The organism is Micromonospora sp. GCM10011541, assembly GCF_042650725.1.
GTDB lineage: Bacteria > Actinomycetota > Actinomycetes > Mycobacteriales > Micromonosporaceae > Micromonospora > Micromonospora sicca.
The window spans coordinates 128,820-146,405 of the sequence record NZ_JBHSBP010000049.1 but is presented as its reverse complement, the minus strand read 5'-3'; the positions used below and the strand labels follow the sequence as shown (position 1 = coordinate 146,405).

The 17,586-nt window shown below is 75.1% G+C and carries 17 protein-coding genes; 9 read left to right on the top strand and 8 right to left on the bottom strand.

Annotation, left to right across the window (positions count from 1 at the left end):
• Positions 1-15: 15 nt before the first annotated feature.
• The 7 genes from ACFOYX_RS17775 to folP all read right to left on the bottom strand — a co-directional run bounded on the left by ACFOYX_RS17775 (position 16) and on the right by folP (position 4,659).
• On the bottom strand, positions 16-516 hold the full coding sequence (locus ACFOYX_RS17775; RefSeq protein WP_109800259.1) for a hypothetical protein: 501 nt from the start codon (positions 514-516) through the stop codon (positions 16-18).
• An 86-nt stretch (positions 517-602) separates the two neighbouring features.
• On the bottom strand, positions 603-905 hold the full coding sequence (locus tag ACFOYX_RS17770) for a hypothetical protein (protein ID WP_109800260.1): 303 nt from the start codon (positions 903-905) through the stop codon (positions 603-605).
• Between the two features lie 52 nt (positions 906-957).
• Positions 958-2,178, bottom strand: coding sequence for an ABC transporter permease (locus tag ACFOYX_RS17765; RefSeq protein ID WP_322441411.1), 1,221 nt, complete (start codon positions 2,176-2,178; stop codon positions 958-960).
• A 118-nt stretch (positions 2,179-2,296) separates the two neighbouring features.
• On the bottom strand, positions 2,297-2,785 hold the full coding sequence (locus tag ACFOYX_RS17760; RefSeq protein WP_201749477.1) for a DUF3180 domain-containing protein: 489 nt from the start codon (positions 2,783-2,785) through the stop codon (positions 2,297-2,299).
• A 61-nt stretch (positions 2,786-2,846) separates the two neighbouring features.
• Positions 2,847-3,374: a 2-amino-4-hydroxy-6-hydroxymethyldihydropteridine diphosphokinase gene (gene folK / locus ACFOYX_RS17755; RefSeq protein ID WP_322441410.1), complete on the bottom strand. Its 528-nt coding sequence runs from the start codon at positions 3,372-3,374 to the stop codon at positions 2,847-2,849.
• Positions 3,371-3,730, bottom strand: coding sequence for a dihydroneopterin aldolase (gene folB / locus ACFOYX_RS17750; RefSeq protein ID WP_201749478.1), 360 nt, complete (start codon positions 3,728-3,730; stop codon positions 3,371-3,373). The genes folK and folB overlap by 4 nt, the downstream gene beginning before the upstream one ends.
• Positions 3,727-4,659 carry a dihydropteroate synthase gene (gene folP / locus ACFOYX_RS17745; RefSeq protein WP_322441409.1) on the bottom strand — a complete coding sequence of 311 codons (933 nt, stop codon included), beginning with the start codon at positions 4,657-4,659 and terminating at the stop codon, positions 3,727-3,729. Before folP ends, folB begins: the two co-directional genes overlap by 4 nt.
• A gap of 357 nt (positions 4,660-5,016) precedes the next feature.
• Between folP and ACFOYX_RS17740 the strand changes: the two genes are divergently transcribed.
• From ACFOYX_RS17740 to ACFOYX_RS17710, 7 genes are read left to right on the top strand one after another with little or no spacing between them, the layout of a single operon-like run.
• Positions 5,017-5,331 (top strand): hypothetical protein, encoded by a 315-nt coding sequence (locus ACFOYX_RS17740; protein WP_109800264.1) that lies wholly within the window; start codon positions 5,017-5,019, stop codon positions 5,329-5,331.
• Positions 5,332-5,343: 12 nt separating this feature from the next.
• Entirely contained in the window at positions 5,344-5,706 is a 363-nt protein-coding gene (locus tag ACFOYX_RS17735; RefSeq protein ID WP_091317037.1) for a hypothetical protein, read from the top strand.
• 49 nt (positions 5,707-5,755) lie between these two features.
• A complete protein-coding gene (locus ACFOYX_RS17730; RefSeq protein ID WP_322441408.1) occupies positions 5,756-9,271 on the top strand; it encodes an ATP-binding protein in 3,516 nt (1,171 codons plus the stop codon).
• 1 nt (position 9,272) lies between these two features.
• Positions 9,273-11,204, top strand: coding sequence for an MFS transporter (locus ACFOYX_RS17725; RefSeq protein WP_322441407.1), 1,932 nt, complete (start codon positions 9,273-9,275; stop codon positions 11,202-11,204).
• Positions 11,201-11,758 carry a hypothetical protein gene (locus tag ACFOYX_RS17720; RefSeq protein WP_322441406.1) on the top strand — a complete coding sequence of 186 codons (558 nt, stop codon included), beginning with the start codon at positions 11,201-11,203 and terminating at the stop codon, positions 11,756-11,758. Before ACFOYX_RS17725 ends, ACFOYX_RS17720 begins: the two co-directional genes overlap by 4 nt.
• Positions 11,755-12,942 (top strand): M23 family metallopeptidase, encoded by a 1,188-nt coding sequence (locus tag ACFOYX_RS17715; RefSeq protein ID WP_322441405.1) that lies wholly within the window; start codon positions 11,755-11,757, stop codon positions 12,940-12,942. Before ACFOYX_RS17720 ends, ACFOYX_RS17715 begins: the two co-directional genes overlap by 4 nt.
• 13 nt (positions 12,943-12,955) lie before the next feature.
• On the top strand, positions 12,956-13,558 hold the full coding sequence (locus tag ACFOYX_RS17710; RefSeq protein WP_322441404.1) for a hypothetical protein: 603 nt from the start codon (positions 12,956-12,958) through the stop codon (positions 13,556-13,558).
• A gap of 4 nt (positions 13,559-13,562) precedes the next feature.
• Here ACFOYX_RS17710 and ACFOYX_RS17705 read toward each other — a convergent pair whose 3' ends face one another.
• Entirely contained in the window at positions 13,563-14,123 is a 561-nt protein-coding gene (locus ACFOYX_RS17705; protein WP_238454310.1) for a hypothetical protein, read from the bottom strand.
• 226 nt (positions 14,124-14,349) lie between these two features.
• Between ACFOYX_RS17705 and ACFOYX_RS17700 the strand changes: the two genes are divergently transcribed.
• Both ACFOYX_RS17700 and ACFOYX_RS17695 read left to right on the top strand, forming a co-directional pair.
• Positions 14,350-16,878 carry an FtsK/SpoIIIE domain-containing protein gene (locus tag ACFOYX_RS17700; RefSeq protein WP_322441403.1) on the top strand — a complete coding sequence of 843 codons (2,529 nt, stop codon included), beginning with the start codon at positions 14,350-14,352 and terminating at the stop codon, positions 16,876-16,878.
• Entirely contained in the window at positions 16,875-17,579 is a 705-nt protein-coding gene (locus ACFOYX_RS17695) for a hypothetical protein (RefSeq protein ID WP_322441402.1), read from the top strand. Before ACFOYX_RS17700 ends, ACFOYX_RS17695 begins: the two co-directional genes overlap by 4 nt.
• The last annotated feature ends 7 nt before the right edge of the window (positions 17,580-17,586 follow it).

Genomic DNA, 17,586 nt, shown 5'->3' with positions numbered 1-17,586 from the left:
CGGGGGCGGGCGCGGTCAGGCGCGGCCGCCGAGGCTGGCGGCGCCGACGATCCAGCCGGCGAAGAAGCCGTACGTGGCGCCGGTGCTCGCCGCCTGGAAGGCCGCGAGCAGCGACCCGTCCGGGCCGAGCAGCGCGGCGAGCAGCCCGGTGAACCCACCCGCCAGGACGTACGCCGCCCAGCCGGAGAAGAACTGGCTGACCGAGCCCTGCACCCGGGCCACCTGCGAGGCGGGCAGCAGATAGAGGAGCGCCGCCGCCAGGATCACCATCAGCACCGCCCGCAGGTCGGTGGCGAACACCCCGTGCGCCGGGTCGTCGGAGTGCAGCCGCCAGGCCGGCCAGGCCAGCAGCCGCAGGAACCAGCCGCCCGCGCCGTTCGGGTCCGTGTGGGCCTGGACCCACCCCACGTACGCGGGGCTGCCGCCGACCCCGACCAGGAGCAGCGCGGCCAGGGTGCCGGTGCCCGCGGCGGTGCCGTAGCCGCTGACGGTCCGGGGGCGGTTGGTGAGGGCCATGGGGCGGTCAGTTCCCGGCCCGCGCCGCCGGGCAAACCTGCGCGCACGGGCCACCCCCGCCAGCCGGCGGGCAGCCACCGGACGGGTCAGTGCTTCAGCAGGTAGTCGATGAAGGCGGCGCGCAGCAGTGGCGCGGCCTCCTCGTAACCGTGCCCGGTCAGCTCGCGCCACAGGGCGTTGGCCTCATCGATGATGGGCCCGATCGAGTTGGGCGCCCCGTCCAGCACGGCGGCCTCGTCCGCGTTCGGCAGGTGCCGCAGCACCGTCCAGAAGAAGTTGACGTCGTGCCGCTCCCGGGCCAGGGCGAACGCCTGCTCGCGCAGCTCCTCGGTGGAGAGCTGGTCGAGCTGGTCGAAGGTACGGCCGCCGGTGGCAGGAGATTCGGTCATGCCGCCGAGCCTAACCGGCGAGATCAGGCTCGGCCCGCCGGACGGGGCCCGGTCAGCGGTCGTCGGCGTCCCAGCGCTGCGGGCCGGTCTCCCAGCGGTGCGCCTCCCACGGGTCGACCGTGGTCTCGGGGGCCTGCACGGGCAGCACCGACGGCCAGCTGTCGACCGGGCCGGACCGGGACAGCGCCCAGCCCGTGCTGATCGTGCCGTCCCCGGCCGGCGCCCGCTCGAACGCTTCGCCGGTGACCGCCCGCGGTCGGCCGAGCGTCTCGACCAGCCGGGTGACCAGCAGCCCGGTGCCGAGCATCGCCCCGCCGACGGCCCACCGGCTGACCGTCCAGCCGCGGGCCTGCGCCCAAGCGAGGAAGACCACCACCAGGGCGACCGCGATCAGGGTGCCGAGGATCCCGCCGCGCCGGCCGTACGCGCTGGTGCCGGCGAGCATCGCCGTGCCGACGGCCAGGATCGACCAGTCCAGCCCGGAGGTGGGCGCCACGGGGCCGGTCCCGTTGGCCGCGATCAGCACCCCGGCGAGCATGGCCAGCACGGTGGAGCCGACCAGCGCCAGGGCGGCCACCGTCGCGGCGACGCCGCCCCGCCGCCGGGCCGGGTCGACGACCGGCCGGAACCGGCCCACCAGCCGGCGGATCGCCTTGACCGCGCCGAACAGGCCGCCGAGGACGGCCAGCGCGGCGAACCCGGCGAAGAGGTTGACGGCCATGCCCCGGGGGTCGTACGTGCCCTGCACGGCGACGGGGCCGGCGCGCCGCTCGATGTACACGATCACCCCGGCCGCGCCCGCCAGGCTGGCCGCCCAGCCGGGCACGTGCAGCACCACCACCGCCAGGGCGAGCGCCGCGCCGCCCACGGCGGCCACCACCAGCGCCGGGAGGAGGGCCTCCCGCAGGCCATGGTCGCCCTGCTCGGCGAAGTGCAGCGCGGCGGCCACCGCGACCGGGCCGACCGCCAGGTTGACGGCGGCGGCGCGCAGGCTCAGCCCGGCGGCGAGGGCCAGCAGGCCCAGCGCGACCACGTCGACGAGCAGCGACTTCAGGCCGTCGCCGCGCAGCGCGTCCGCGTTCTCCCGCCAGAGCAGGTACGCCATGCCGCCCAGCCCGGCCAGCAGCACGAACTCCCAGACCACGTGGACGGCGATCCGGTCCCGCCCGGGCTCACCGTGCAGAGGGTCGTCGAAGACGTTCTCCAGCACTGCGGCGGGCACCCCCGACGACGGCTCCGCCGGCCCATCCCGGCCCGTTTCGTCGTACGTCATGACCCGCGCCTCCCACGTCGCCGGCCGACCGGCCCGACGCACGGGCGGACCGGCGGCGGCCGTTGCTTCCGGTCGCCAGGCACGGTACCTGCGGGCGCGGGTGGTGGGAACCCCCTGATCAGAGGCGGCCGCGAGGTGTCTCCCGGTCGCCGGGCTCGCGATCCTCGTCGTCCTCCTGCTCCGGCACCCGGCAGGCCCGCTCCAGCCAGAGGGCGGCGGCCACCAGGGCGAGCGAGGCGAGCAGCCCGGCGCCGGCGGCCGGCCGGTCGCCGGCCGCCGCGTTGGTCCGCTCGACGAAGAGCCACGCGGTGAGCCCGGCGTAGAAGCCGGCGAAGATCGCCCCGGCCAGCGCGGAGGCCTTGGCCAACACCACGAACCGGGCGACCAGCAGCGGGTTGACCGGGTCCCGGCCCGGCCGGCGCTCGATCCGGCCCCGGGTGTTGACCGCCGCGTACCCCTCCAGCACGGCCAGCGCGGCCAGCGTGACGACCGGCAGCCAGGGCAGGTTCGGCGCGACGTCGTAGTAGAAGCTGCTGATCAGCAGCCAGGCCACCGCGGCGGCGGCGAGAGCGGCCACAACCAGGGTGGAGATCCGGGTCGGACCCATCCGGAAGCGGTCGGGGTCGCGCGGGAACTGCGCCTGGCTCATGCCGTCCGGCTCCAGTGGGTCATGCGTCCGACTCTAACGCCAGATCCGGTCGGGGGCTCAGTTCCAGCGCGTCCCCGGCCAGCGGCTCGGCGTTGAGCAGGTCGGTCAGCCAGCCGTGGCCGGGCAGTCGCCCGTGCGGCTCGATGTCGATCCACGGCCGGAGCACGAAGGCCCGCAGGTGGGCGCGAGGGTGCGGCAGGGTCAGCTCCGGGTCGTCGCTGAGCACCGGCCGGCCCGCGTCGTCCCAGACCGTGACGACGTCGACGTCCAGGGTGCGCGGCCCGAACCGGCGTTCCGGGTCGCGGACCCGGCCGGCCGCCGCCTCGGCGGCCCGGGCCCGCTCCAGCCAGTCCCGCGCGGTCGCCGCCGGGTCCACGGCCAGCACCACCGCGTTCAGGTACGCCGGCTGCGCGGCGTCCCCCCAGGGTGGAGTCTCGTACACGCCGGAGACCACCCGCACCGCGTCGCCGAGCGCGTTCACCGCCGAGCGCAGGTGGTCGAGCCGGTCGCCGAGGTTGCTGCCGATCGACAGCACGGCCCGGGTCACCGGGTACGCCGCATCGTGACGGCCACGTCCCGGAAGGCGTGCGGGATCGGCGCCTCGGGCTTGTGCACGGTGATCGTGGCGGCGCCGACCAGCGGCTCGGCGAGGCAGACCGCGAGCAGCCGGTCGGCGAGCGTCTCGATCAGGTTCACCGGCTCCCCGGTGATCACCGCCACCAGCCGCTCGGCCAGCTCGCCGTAGTGCACCGTGTCGGTCACCTCGTCGGAGCGCGCGGCCGGCGCCAGGTCCAGTTCGAGCACCGCGTCGACCACGAACTCCTGCCCCTGGGCGCGCTCGAAGTCGTAGACGCCGTGCCGGCCGCGCGCCCGCAGCCCGGTCAGCTCGATCCGGTCGGTCATCGGGCGTCCTCTCCCCGCGCCGGCCCCGCCGGCCGGCCCGCTTCGGCGCCGGGCCGCCGCCGGTCGCCGCCGTCGTTCCCGGTGGGACCGGCGACCAGGTGGGGGCGGCCGGTGGCGGCCCAGACGGCGAGCGCGTCGGCGGTGGCGCGGACGTCGTGCACCCGGACCCCCCAGGCGCCGGCGGCGACGGCGAGCAGGCTGGTGGCGACGGTGGCCGCCTCCCGTTCGGCGGTCGGGCGGGGCGCGCCGTCCGGGCCGGTCAGCAGCTGACCCAGGTACGACTTGCGGCTCGCCCCGAACAGCAGCGGGAAGCCCAGTTCGAGCAGCTCCGGCAGGCGGGCGCTGAGCTCCCAGTTGTGCGCGGCGGTCTTGGCGAAGCCGAGCCCGGGGTCGACGATGATCCGGTCGGCGGCCACCCCGGCGGCCAACGCCTCGTCCACGCGCTGACCCAGCTCGGCCCGGACGTCGGCGACCACGTCGGTGTAGCTTGCCAGGTCGCGCATCTCGCGGGAGTGCCCCCGCCAGTGCATCAGCACCCAGGGGCAGCCGGCGTCGCGGACCACCCGGGCCATGTCCGGGTCGGCGAGGCCCCCGGAGACGTCGTTGACCACGTCGGCGCCGGCGGCGAGGGCCGCCTCGGCCACCCGGGCCCGGCTGGTGTCGATGCTGACCGGGATGCCGGCCGCGGCGAGCTCGCGGATCACCGGCAGCACCCGGGCGTTCTCGGTCTCCGCGTCGACCCGGTCGGCGCCGGGACGGGTCGACTCCCCGCCCACGTCCACCAGGTCCGCACCGGCCGCGCACAGTCGCACTCCGTGTCCGACCGCGGCGTCGAGATCGGCGTATCTGCCGCCGTCGGAGAAGGAGTCGGGCGTGACGTTGAGGACGCCCATCACCACCGGGGCCTGGGCCCGTACCAGATCGGTCACGACTAGACCGTACCGGTCGCCGACAGCGCCTTCGCCGACCCGGCCCCGGACCGCCCGCAACGGTCCTGACATGCCGATTGGAACAGGTGTACGATCGGTCGTCCGGGTCGTATCGGGCCGACTCTTCGCGGGTTGTCGCAAAGGTGGCCGGGCCGTACGCTTTGGAATTGTCCAGCATTGAGATGGCGAAGCCTGGAGGGAGGGCCGAAGCGGGAGAAATTCCCCCAAAGCTCACCACTCTGCGTGGTGGGTAACGAACGCAGCGTCGCCGACGCTGCGCAGAGTGAGCACCGATCCCGCCAGGCTTGACTACTGCACCACCGCGGCGTCGCCGGCCGCGTCATGGGGAGGTTTCCAGTGATCGCCATCGAGCTCCTGGGGACGGCGTCGTCCGCCGTCCACCACGCGCTCCACACCCTGGCGTCGACTCCACTCGCCGAGCCGGCGCCCAAGGGCATCGACACCGAGGGTGTCGTCACCTTCTTCGCCAGCAAGATCGCACCGATTCTGCTCGCCGTGCTCGGCGTCATCTTCATCGGGCGGGCCAGCCGGGGCGAGATCTCGAAGGTGCTGACCAGCTCGGCCATCGCCATCGTCGGCCTGGCGTTCATCGCCGGCGCCGCCACCCTCTTCTTCGTCGGCGACTACCTGATCAACCTGATCTTCGAATAGGCGCGGGCGACCATGCGGCTGCGCACCGACGACGACATCTACCGGGCTCGTCTCGTCTATCTGGGGCCGCCCGGCTACACCCTTCCCGTGCACCTGCCGTACGCCCAGTACGGCCTGTTCATGCTGCTCGTACCCCTCTACATGTTCATCCACTGGCTGTTCACGCTGCAGGTCGAGCTCTTCCCCGCGTGGGAGATCTCGCTCGCCATCGTGACCACCTCGTTCATCTTCCGGTACGTCGACCCGGACCGGCCGGCGCGCATGGTCATCCGCACCGCGCTGACCGACTGGCGACGCACCCGGGAGCCGGCCGCCGAGCTGCGCGACCCGCGCCTGGTGGCGAGCCGGATCAGGATCCGGGAGGAACTGGCATGACCGGGCGTACGCCGATCGGGCAGACGAACGACGCGGGTGAGGCGGTCGCATGAATCGCTCTTCCACGCCGGGTTCCCCGGCCGGGCGGCACGCCGATCCCCACGGTAACCGTGCGCGATCGTTCGACTACCCAGAGGCCGAAGAGCTGGACGAGGTCGCCCTCGACCCGGCCCTGGTGACCAGCCCCGGGCACGGCCGGGTCGGCGTCTTCCAGCCGCCCCGGCCCGCCTCGCCGCGCGGCCAGGCGGCGGGCGATCAGCCCGCGTCGACGGTCGGCGACAGCGGCGACATCGACTCGCCGTTCCTCGACCTCTTCGGCGGCGCGCAGCCGGCCGGCCGCCGCCCGGCGCCGCCGACCGCGCCCCGGTCACCGGCGCCGCCGGAAGCCGAGCCGGTGCCGGTGGTCGCGCCGCCCCGCCGCGGCGTCGGGCGGGACGCGCCGCCGATCCCGCACCAGCACGTCGTACCCGTCGAGCCGGTCGCGCCCGCGTCGCCGGCCGAGCGCCGGCCCGCCCGGGCCGCCGGGAGCCCGGGGGGCGCACCCGCCGACCAGCCTGCGGCCCGACTGCGCGAGGCCCCCGCCGGCACCCGGCCGGCCGGCGACGGCGACATCGTGGCCGTCCCGCGGTCCACGCCTCGCGGTCCCGAGCTGCCGGACCACGCCCCCGACCCGGCGCTCGCCCTCGACCGGGCACCCGGCCGCAACCGGGTGCCGCACCAGGCCGGCGACCGGCTCCCCGCGCTGCGGCCGACCGCCGAACCGGAGCTGACCGACCCCGGCGCCGAGCCCGCACCGGAGCGCCCCGCGCGCCGCACACCGGACAGTGCCGGGCGCCGGGCCGAAGCGGAGCGGGTGGCCGCACCGGGCGTCCGCCAGATCGCCGCGCCCACCACCAGGGAGGTGGCCCCACCACCCGCCCGGGAGGTGGCCACCCCCCGGCAACGCTCCGCCGCCGAGCGGAGGGGCCAGCCCGCCAAGCCGGTCCAGGTCCGTCCCCCGAAGATCAAGTTCGGCGATCGCGACCCGTCCGTCGAGCTGGCGATCACCGAGATCGCCGGTCACCTGACCTTCACCCCGAACACGGTCACCGCCTGGTACTGGCTGCCCGAGGTGCGCTGGGCGTTCCGCCCGGACGCCGAGCGGGAGGCGCTGCTCTCCGCGATCTCCGAGCAGTACGCCGGTCTGGCCGGCTTCCGGCTGCACCTGCGCCGCACCACCCGGCCGTTCCCCGCCGACGAGTGGGCCCGCACCATCGACGCGCACACCGCGTCGCCGCTGCCCGACGTGCCCGGCACGGCCGGCTGGGCCGACCACCTGGTCGCCGCCCAACGGCACCTGATGGCGGTCAACCACGCCGAGGGACAGACCTACCTGGGCGTCACCTTCGCCCGCCGGTCGCTTGGCGACTCGCTCACCGAGCGGCTGCTGCGCACCTTCGGACGGGGCACCGCCGACGGCGAGCGCCGCAAGCTGGGCCGCACGGTCGAACAGTTCGACGAGGTCCTCGGCGCGTTCGGCATGCGGGGCCGCCGGGTCACCGCGCAGGAGCTGGAGTGGCTGCTCTACCGCTCCGTCGCGCTCTGCATGTCGCCCCCGGGCACCCTCTCCCCGATCACCAACGGCCGGTGGGAGCGCGGGGACCTGCTCGCCCTGACCGAGCAGGTGGAGCGCTACCGCACCCCGTACGGGTCGACGGTCAAGCTGGTGAACCGGATGACCGGCGAGGAGCGGCACGTCGCCGTGCTCGCCGTCGGCCGGATGGAGCCGCTGGAGATCCCCGAACGGCACGAACCCTGGCTGCACTTCCACGAGCGGCTGCCCTGGCCGATGGAGATCTCCACCCGGGTCGACATCCTCGGCTCGGGTGACTCCTTCCGCAACCTCGAGCACCGGCTCCGCATGATCCGGTCCCAGCAGCTCGACTACGCCGAACACGGCATCGACGCCCCGCCGGAGCTGGAACGCCTGGCCAAGCGGGCACTGGTGATCGGCGACGAGATGACCACCGGGCTGCCGGTGGACTCGGCCCGCGCGCACGGCTGGCACCGGATCGCCGTCGGCGGCCGGACCCGGGAGGAGTGCCTGGAGCGGGCCCGCCGACTCATCCAGCTCTACTCGCGCGAGCTGCGCATCTCGCTGCAGCATCCGAAGAACCAGGACTGGCTGGCCCGCGAGTTCATCCCCGGTGAGCCGATCGCCAACACCGGCTACGTCCGGCGGATGCCGGTCCCGCTGCTCGCCGCCGCGCTACCGCAGGCCGCGTCCACGGTCGGCGACCGACGGGGCGACCTGATCGGGCGGACCGCCGGCACCTGCCGCCGCCCGGTCTTCCTCGACCTGCACTTCCCGATGGAGGTCCGGGAACGCTCCGGGCTCGCGGTCTTCGTGGCGGAGCCGGGCGGTGGCAAGTCCACCCTGCTCGGCGCGCTCGGCTACCTGGCCGCCCGGCGCGGGGTGCAGGTCACCCTGCTCGACCCGTCCGGCCCGCTGGCCCGGCTCTGCGCCATGCCGGAGCTGCGGCCGTACTCCCGGGTGCTCAACCTGACCGGCTCCGAGCAGGGGACGCTGGCGCCGTACGCGCTGATCCCGACGCCGCTGCGCAGCGAGTTCGGTGCGGGCTCGGCCGGGGACCGGGAGTTCGAGATCGCCGTCTCCAACGCCCGGGCCGAGCGCCGGATGCTGGTGCAGGACATCTGCATGATGCTGGTGCCGCCGCAGGTCGCCCGCGAGGCCTCCACCGCCACCCTGTTCCGGCACGCCGTACGCCAGGTGCCGGCGGAGGAGACCTCCACCCTGGACGACGTGGTCGCCTGCCTCCAAGGGCTCGACGACGACGCCGGCCGGGAGCTGGCCAACCTGCTGCTGGACACCGCCGAGATGCCGCTCGCGATGCTCTTCTTCGGCCGGCCGCCGGAGGGGCTGCTCGGCGCCGACGCGGCGCTCACCGTGATCACGATGGCCGGCCTGCGGCTGCCCGACCTCAAGATCGAACGCGAGTACTGGTCGGCCGAGGAGTCCCTCGCCCTGCCGATGCTGCACACCGCGCACCGGCTCGCGGTGCGCCGCTGCTACGGCGGCTCGATGTCGTCCCGGAAGCTGGTCGGCCTGGACGAGGCGCACTTCATGGAGGGCTGGCGCTCCGGGCGTTCGTTCCTGGTCCGCCTCGCCCGGGACTCCCGCAAGTGGAACCTCGCCGCCCTGGTCGCCTCGCAGAACCCGAAGGACATCCTCGGCCTCGACGTGCAGAACCTGGTCTCCACCGTCTTCGTCGGCCGGATCGCCGAGGACACCGAGATCGCCTCCGAGGCGCTCCGGCTGCTCCGGGTGCCGGTCAACGACGGCTACGAGGCGACCCTCGCCTCGCTGTCCACGGCGGACGCCGGTTCGGCCGCCCGGCTCGGCTTCCGCGAGTTCGTGATGCGCGACGTCGACGGCCGGGTGCAGAAGGTCCGGGTCGACGTGTCGTACGTCGACGGGCTGCTCGACCACCTGGACACCACCCCCGCCGCGGTCGCCCAGACCGCCGGGGCGCTGCCGACCGTCCTGGCTGACCTGGAGGCGTGACATGGCGAGGGCCCGGGCACGGATCGCGGCGCTCCTCCTCGCGCTCGGCGTACTCGCCGTGGCCACCATCGCCTGGCCGGTGGTCGGGGCGACACCCGCGTACGCCGCCACGCCGGCCGCCCAGGCCCGGGCCGAGCTGTGCAGCACCAAGGAGTGGCAGGCCGACTTCCGCGCCTGCGTCGCGAAACTCAAGGAGGTCAGCGAGGACCAGGTCGAGTGCCGTAACGCCCCCGTCCCCGGGGCGCCGGACTCCGGTCTGGCCGGCTGGTTCGCCTCCCGCCCCGACTCCGCCAAGCTGCCCGGCCCGAAGGGCCTCTACAGCGACTACGGCTACGCCGGATACAGCTACACGACGTACGACGTCGACGGCGGCTGCGCGTCGTCGGTGCTGCATCCGGACTACCGCTTCACCACGATGGTGGCCAACGGCGAGTTCATGTTCGCCAACGCGGTGATCGGCGCCTCGAACGCGCTGCGGGAGCGGGCCTGGGATCCCCGCTCGATGTGGGGCTGGGCGGATCCGCTGGTGGAGCAGGCCACCAAGGCCGTCTACCAGAAGGTGTTCAGCGTCTTCGGCATCGTCACGCTCTGCGTGGTCGGCCTCTACCTGCTCTGGCGCTCCCGCCAGTCGGACATGAGCAACGCGATGACGACGGCGGGCTGGGCGCTGCTGGTGATGGTGGCGGTCACCGCCCTGGCCGCCTGGCCGGTCAAGTCGGCGAACATCGCCGACAACACCTTGATCACCACGCTGGGCGTGGTGCACGACGCGGTGGGCCCGGCGACCCGGGACACGCCGCCGGGCCAGTGCGACGACCCCAACCCTGAGGCGTGCAAGGATCACCGTCCTCCGGCCGTCCGAGCCAGCGACACGGCCACCGAGACGATGCTCTACCGGAACTGGCTGCGCGGTGTGCTCGGCTCGGCCGACAGCGAGACCGCGAAGAAGTACGGTCCGGCGCTCTACGACGCCAAGTCGCTCTCCTGGGAGGAGGCGGAGAAGCTCCGCCAGAACCCGGCCACCCGTGAGGCGACCATCAAGGCGAAGCAGCAGCAGTGGGCCCGGGTCGCCGAGCAGATCAGGTCGGAGGACCCAGAGGCGTACGAGTATCTCCAGGGCGTCCGGGACATGGACCGGATCGGGGCCGGCTTCATCGCGGTGCTGGCCTCGCTGCTCTTCGCGATGTTCGACCTGACCGCCTCGGTGCTGGTGCTGCTGGGCTTCCTGATCTTCCGGTGGGCGGTGATCGCCGCGCCGATCCTCGGCACCGTCGGCCTGATGCGCCCGGCCAGCGCCGGGCTGCGCCGGTTGGCGAACGCGGTGGTCGCCGCGGTCTTCAACATCGCCATCTTCGGCACCGGCGCGGCCATCTACCTCTTCGCGGTCGACCTCATCATGAACACGCCCACCCTGCCCGGCTGGCTCCAGGTGGTGCTGGTCTGGCTCTGCGGCGTGGTCGGCTGGCTGCTGCTGCGTCCGTACCGGCGGATCACCCAGCTCGGCGGCAAGGACAGCAGCGAGGCGATCAGCTCGGCGGGGTCGTGGCACCGGCGATTCTTCCGGGACATGCGGGTGGCGGCCCGGTTGGACGTGGTGGAGCCGGGCGGCACGGCCGAGCCGGCGCTCGGGCGGCGGCGCGGCGTGGTGCCCGACCAGGGCACCCTGCGGCCGGAGGCCCGGCACGAGGACCCGTCGCACGCCGCCGCCGGCCGGCAGCGGCCGGACGGGCGGGAACAGACGGACGAGGCGCCCGCACCGGAGCAGCCGGGCGGCGGCCGGACCACCGCACCGCGCCCCCGACGCCGACAGCCGGCCACGTGGACGGAGCCCGACGTGCCCGACGAGTCGCCCGCCTTCGCCATCTACCGTCCGGGCTCCGCCGAACGCGCGCCGGCCAACCCCAGTCCACGGGTGCGCTCCGAGGCGCGGTGAGCACGATGCGACGGGCGCTGGAATTCCTGTTCACCCGGGCCCTGCGGTCCCGGCTCGGCGTCGCGGTGGTGATCGCCGTCCTGGTCTTCGGCGTCATCGGGGCCGCCCGCCTGGTCTCCGGGCCCGTCGACCCGTCCACCGGTCTCAGCAACCGGCCGAGGGAGCCGATCAGCACGGTGAATCCGGAGGCCGGCGACGACGGCGTGCTGTCGAGCCCGGCGGCCGCCAGGCCGAAGACCCGGCCGGGCGAGCTGACGCCCGAGCGGGCCGCCAGCCGGTTCACCACCGCCTGGCTGGCCGGCCCGGGCAGCAGCGGGGACGACTGGCAGGCGCGGCTGCGCCCGCTGTCGACCCCCGCGCTGACCGAGAAGCTGACCGGCGCCGACCCGGAGAGCGTTCCCGCCCGGCGGGTGACCGGCCAGGTCACGCTCCGCCCCCGGACGGAGTCCTTCGTGGAGGTTCTCATCCCGCTGGACAACGGTCGGCTCCGGCTCGAACTGGTGGCCCCGGAAGGCCGGTGGCTGGTGGACGCGGTGGACTGGGAGCGCCAATGACCGAGCAGTGGGCGGACGCGGGAGCGCCGCCGCGCCGCCGGAAGCTGCGGCTCGGCGTCGTGGCCGCCGCGGTGACGACGGTGCTCACCCTGCTCTGCTGCGTGGGCGGCGCCGCCGCCTTCTTCCTCACCGAGCTGGGCGGCGAGGAGAAGGACGAGGCGACCGTGGCCGGGCTGGCCTGCGACGCTGCCCACCGGGTCAGCATCACCGGCGACATGCCCCGCTTCGCCGAGTACGGCGAGGGCCAGCTGCGCAACGCGGCCGTCATCATCAAGGTCGGTCAGGACATGAAGGTGCCGGCCCGCGGCTGGGTCATCGCCCTGGCCACCGCGATGCAGGAGTCCGCGCTGCGGAACCTGGCGAACAGCACGGTGCCGGCGTCGCTGGCGCTGCCGCACGAGGGCGTCGGGTCCGACCACGACTCGCTTGGCCTGTTCCAGCAGCGGCCCGGCTGGGGCAGCGTCCAGCAGCGCATGACGCCCTCCTACACCGCCCGCAAGTTCTACGAGAAGCTGGTCCGGGTGGCCAGGTGGGAGCAGCGCCCGTTGACCGTGGTGGCGCAGCGGGTGCAGGTCAGCGCGTTCCCCGACGCCTACGCCAAGCACGAGGACCTGGCCGGCCGGATCGTCGACGCGCTGGCCGGCGGCGCCGCCCGGACGGTACAGATCGCCGGCGAGGCGGTGTGTGACGCCGCCTCCGGCGCCCGGATCGCCGCCTCGGGCTGGACGGCGCCGATCCCGGGTGGTGTCGGCTCCGGCTTCCGCACCGCCGACCGGCCCAGCCACAACGGAGTGGACATCGCGGCACCCAAGCGGGTCACCGAGATCCACGCCGCGTCGGCCGGCCGGGTGCTGGTCGCCCGCTGCGACCCGGACCACTCCGGACGACGCGACTGCGACCGTGACGGCTGGCCGGGCAAGGGCGGGTGCGGCTGGTTCGTGGACATCCTGCACGCCGGGGGGTACATCACCCGCTACTGCCACATGGTGGAGCGCCCCCGGGTGGTTCCCGGTGAGTTGGTGGCGGCCGGTGACGTGATCGGCCTGGTCGGCAGCAGCGGCAACTCCTCCGGGCCGCACCTGCACTTCGAGGTGCACGTCGACGGCGACCGGTCCAGCCGGGGCGCCATCAACCCGGTGCCGTTCATGCGAGAACGCGGCGCGCCGCTGGACGGCAGCACGTGAGGCCCACCGACGGATGACCGGCCCGCTGCCCGACCCCTTCGCGGACCAGCCCGACTGGGCGCCGCTGCCACCGCGACCGATCGAGGTCGTCCCCGCCACCGGTCGGGTGGAGCTCCGCGGTCGGCGGGTGCTGGTCGGGCTGCCCGGCCTGGGCTGGCGGGGTGACCTGCGCGCCGACGAGCGGGTGGTGCAGGGCAGCCGGACCTATGTGCCCGTCATCCCGGAACACGAGTGGTACCGCGCCGAGTCCGAGCAGGTGGAGGTCTTCGCGCCGCTGGTACCGGTGGAGCGGGTCTGGGTGGAGACGGTTGGCGACCGGAGCGGCGCCGCAGTCCCGCCCCGCGAGCCCGGGATCCGGCTCGTCTCCCTCGACGCGCCGGCCCACCGGGCGCCGACCCCGGTCTTCGAGGCCGACGCGGTGGCCGGCCGGCGGGTGGTGCACGTCGTCGGGCCGACCGAGCACCGTGACCTACGGGCGGTGACCGAGACCTACTCCGGCGCCGAGGGGGACATCTGCGTCCGGGTCACCTCGGAGTTGGAGTGGTACCGGTGGGCCTGGCGCGGCCAGGCACCGACCACCCTGGAGGTTCCCGTCCACCTGCTCTGGGTCGAGTAGCCGGTCAGCCGGCCTTGTGGCCCTCACAGACCCGCCACCCGTCCCTGTCGATCACCTTGAACTGCCAGTCCTCACGACGGCTGCTCCGCGTCTGGCCGTCTGCCGAGCTGGAGATGGTCAAGGTCGTGGTCACCAATTCCCCGTCGCCACTTTTCGCTCTGGCGAGTGCGCCCCAACTGACCCGAACCACGACGCTGAAGTTCGCTTCGCGCCGCTCCAACTCCTCTCGGAGGCCTCGAACGGCGCCGAGGTCGCCTCCACCCTCGCAGGCGAACTGGCTCGCCTTGGTGTCGTTCCGATCCACGAGGAAGGCGCGCAGGTAGTTGTCCACCACCACGTCTGGGGCGCTGCGGTCGGGGGCGGTGGCGCGGTCGTACAGGATGAACGCGGTCACCCCTCCGCCGACGCAGAGCAGCGCGAGCAGCCCGGCAACCACCGAGAGCACCGTGCGCAGCCGACGCCGGGGACGCTGCGGCGCCGGAGCCGGCGCCGGGGGCGCCACCTGCTCGGGCGGGGTCCGCTGCGCCGGTACGCGGGAGACCTGGGAACCGGCGGGGGGCTGCACTGATTCCACCCCCTGAGGCTATCGGCTGCACGCCTCGTACCCAATGCCCCAGATTCGCCGATCGCGCCCGCTCGATGCCCGCAGGCGGGACAATGCCCGGCCGAGGCGAGGTGACCCGGCTCGCAAAGACCACGCAGCGCCGGTCGACATCCCGGAGCGGGGCCGCCGGCTGAGTTACCGTCACTGCGCGGGGGGAGATGTCGGCCTCGGGAAGAGAGGTGGACGGGTGGCCAGTCCGAAGGCGCGAGCCGGCCGGGCCGCCGCCCTGCACCGGCGGGCCACGGCCACCGCGACCGCCGCCGCCGGCATCCTCGACGAGATCCGGCCGGCTCCGGCCGACCACCACCGGCAATACGAGTTGGCGGAGCGGCTGCGGGCGGCCGCGGCGCTCGCCGCCCCCGGTTGGGCCGGCGCCGCCCTGGAGACGCTGACCGCGGCCACCCCGCCCGGCGACCGTCCGCCACCCTTCGTCCGGGTCGGCACCGCCGCGCCGCTGGACGACGCCCGGTTCCCAACGCTGGTGCCGCTGCTCGGCAGCGGTCACCTGAGCGTCGACACCGACGCCACCGACCCTCGGGTGGCCGGGCTGCTCCGGGCTCTCCTACTGCGGCTGCTCGCCGCCGCGCCGGCCGGCTCGCTACTGGTCCGTGCGGTGGACGCCACCGCCGACCGGGATTCGACCCGCGGGGCCTTCGCGGGGTTCGCGCTCTTGGCCGACGCGGGGCTGCTGCCGCCGCCCGCCGTGGACGTGGCGGGGCTGCGGACGGTCCTCACCGAGGCGGAGCAGTGGGTGGCCGCCGGCACGGCCCGGCAGCGCGGGCACGACCGGACGCTGCTCCTGGTGGTGGCCGCGCTGCCCGCCGCGACCGGCGCGTCCGACCTCGGTCGGATCGAGGAACTGGCCGCGCGGGGCCACCGGGCCGGCCTGCACCTGGTCGTGGCCGGCTGGTCGCCGGACACTCCGCTGCCGCAGGCCACCGCCGTCGCGGTACGCAACGCGTACGCGCTGGTGGGTGATCCGCCCGGGCAGGCGCTGAGGAGCCCCGGCCCGGAGACGGCCGGCGGGCTCAACTCCCCGGTCTTCGTGGCGGAGGACCCGCCCGACGAACTGGTGACCGGGGTCTGCCGCCGGCTGGCCCGGCAGGTCGAGGACGGGTCCCGGCTCTCCCTGACCGACCTGCTGCCCGCCGGGGAGCTGTGGGAGTCGGGTTCCGTCGACGGGCTCTCGACCGTGGTGGGCGACGCCGCCGGGCGGCCGGTCAGCCTCGGCTTCACCGAGCTCACCCCGCACTGGCTGGTCAGTGGCCGGTCCGGTGCCGGGCGGTCGGCGTTCCTGACCAACGTGCTGTTCGGGCTGACCGCCCGGTACGGCCCCGACGAGCTGGCGCTCTACCTGGCCGACCTCGACGACGGCGAGTCCTTCGTGGAGTTCCTGCAGACCGAGCGGGACCGCTCCTGGGTGCCGCAGGTCCGGGCGGCCGGGATGGCCGCCGATCGGGAGTACGTGGCGGACCTCATCGGCCAGCTCGAGGCGGAGCTGCACCGCCGGGAGGAGGCCGGCCGGCGGGCCGGTGGGCAGCGCTACGCGGAGCTGCGGGAGCACCAGCCGCTGCCCCGGATCGTCTGTGTCATCGACAACTTCCCCCTGCTGCTGCGGGAGCGCGACCGGCTCGCCGCAGACCTGCTGGCCCGGCTGGACGTGCTGGCCCGCGCCGCCCGGGCGTACGGCATCCACCTGGTCCTGGCCGGCGAGGGCGACCTGGGTATCGGCGGCCCGCGCGATCCGCTGCTGGGCCAGTTTCCGGTGCGGGTGGCGCTGCCCGGCGGGTCGGGGGTGCTGGAGCCGGCGAACGACGCCGCGGCCGGGCTGCCGGTGGGCAGCGCGGTGGTGAACACCGCCGGCGGTCTGGGCGGGCCACGCGGCGCCACCCGGGGGCACGAGCGGATGATCCGCTTCCCCGATCCGCACGAGGAGCCGGAGTCCCTGGCCGAGCTGCGGCACCGGCTCTGGGCGGCCCGGCCGGAGGGGTGCGGGCCGCCGGTGGTCTTCGCCGGGTTCGCGCGCCCGCTGCTGGGCAACGACCCACGGCACCGGTCGGCGCTCGCCGGCCGGGCGCACGGGCCGGCCGCGCTGCTCGGTCGGGCGGTGGACGTGCACCGCTCCACGGTGGCGGTGCCGCTCGGCCCGGCCGCGGGGCGGAACCTCGCCGTGCTGGGCCGCGACGAGGAGGCCGCCCGGCTGCTGGTCACCGCGGCGCGGAGCACGGCGGCCCACCACGCGTCCGCCCGGTTCGTGCTGGCTCCGCTGGCGAACGGGTCGGCGGAGCCGGCCGCGGCGCTGGCCGGCGAGCTGGCGGAGCGGCACCGGGTGGAGACGGTCGACGTGGCCGGGCTGCGCGCCGCGATGGACGCGGGCGAGCCGGGCTACCTGGTGGTGTTCGGGCTGGACGTGCCCGACGCGGCGGAGCTGCCGGTCGAGCGGCTGCGGTCGCTGCTGCGGGAGGGGCCACCGGCCGGGTTGCACCTGCTCGGCTGGTGGCGTTCGGTGGGGCCGCTGGCCGGGCTGCTCGGCCCGGAGGGTGAGATCGACAAGCTGGCCGCCGTGGTGGTCACCGACGTGCCGGGGGCCCGGTTGGAGTCGCTCTTCGACCGGCCGGTGCTGTGGCGCCCGCGTCCGGGCCGGGCGGCGCTCTGGGACGGCCCGGGCGAGCTGGGCACGGTGCTGGTGCCGTTCGGGGAGGAGGCGGCGACGTGAGCGAGACCGGAAGTGCCGTGCCCGCCCCCCGGCCGGGCCGCCCGCCGGCCGACTCCCCGGATCCGGCCGCGGCGGCCTGGGCGGACTATGTCGCCGCTGCCCGCCAGCTCGACGGGGTACGCCGGGCCGCGACGACCGCCGCCAGCGAACAGGCCCGCTCGGTGCAGGCCGCCCGGGAGGAGCTGAGCGTCGTCCGGGCCCGGCTGGCCCCGCAGCAGGCGCAACTGCGGGAATTCGGGGTGCCGGCGATCTCGTTGCAGCCGACCCCGCCGGAGCTGACCGAGGCGGCCCGGTCGATGTCGGCCGGGCCGGCGGCGGTGCTGACCTCGCTGCAGGCGGCCCGCCGGTGGGCCGACGCCGCGGACGACGCGCTGGCCGCGCGGGGACTGCCCCGGCTGGCGCGCTGGCCGTCCCGGCCCCGCAACCTGCTGGTGTACGGGCCGCTGGCGTTGGTGGTTCCGCTGATCCAGCTGCTGGTCCTGGTCGGTGCCGGCAGCGGCGCGGCGAGCATCCTGGCGCTGGTGGTCGGGCTGCCGATGCCGGCGGTGGCCTTCATGGCGGGGTGGCTGGCGGTGGGCCGGCTGTTCCGGCCCCGGCCGGCGGACCGGGTGGACCGGACACCCCGGTTCGGCGCGCTGGTCTGCCTGGTCCCGGCGGTGGCGACCACCGCCGGGATCGTCCTGGCGATGCTGGCCGGCTGACCGACGG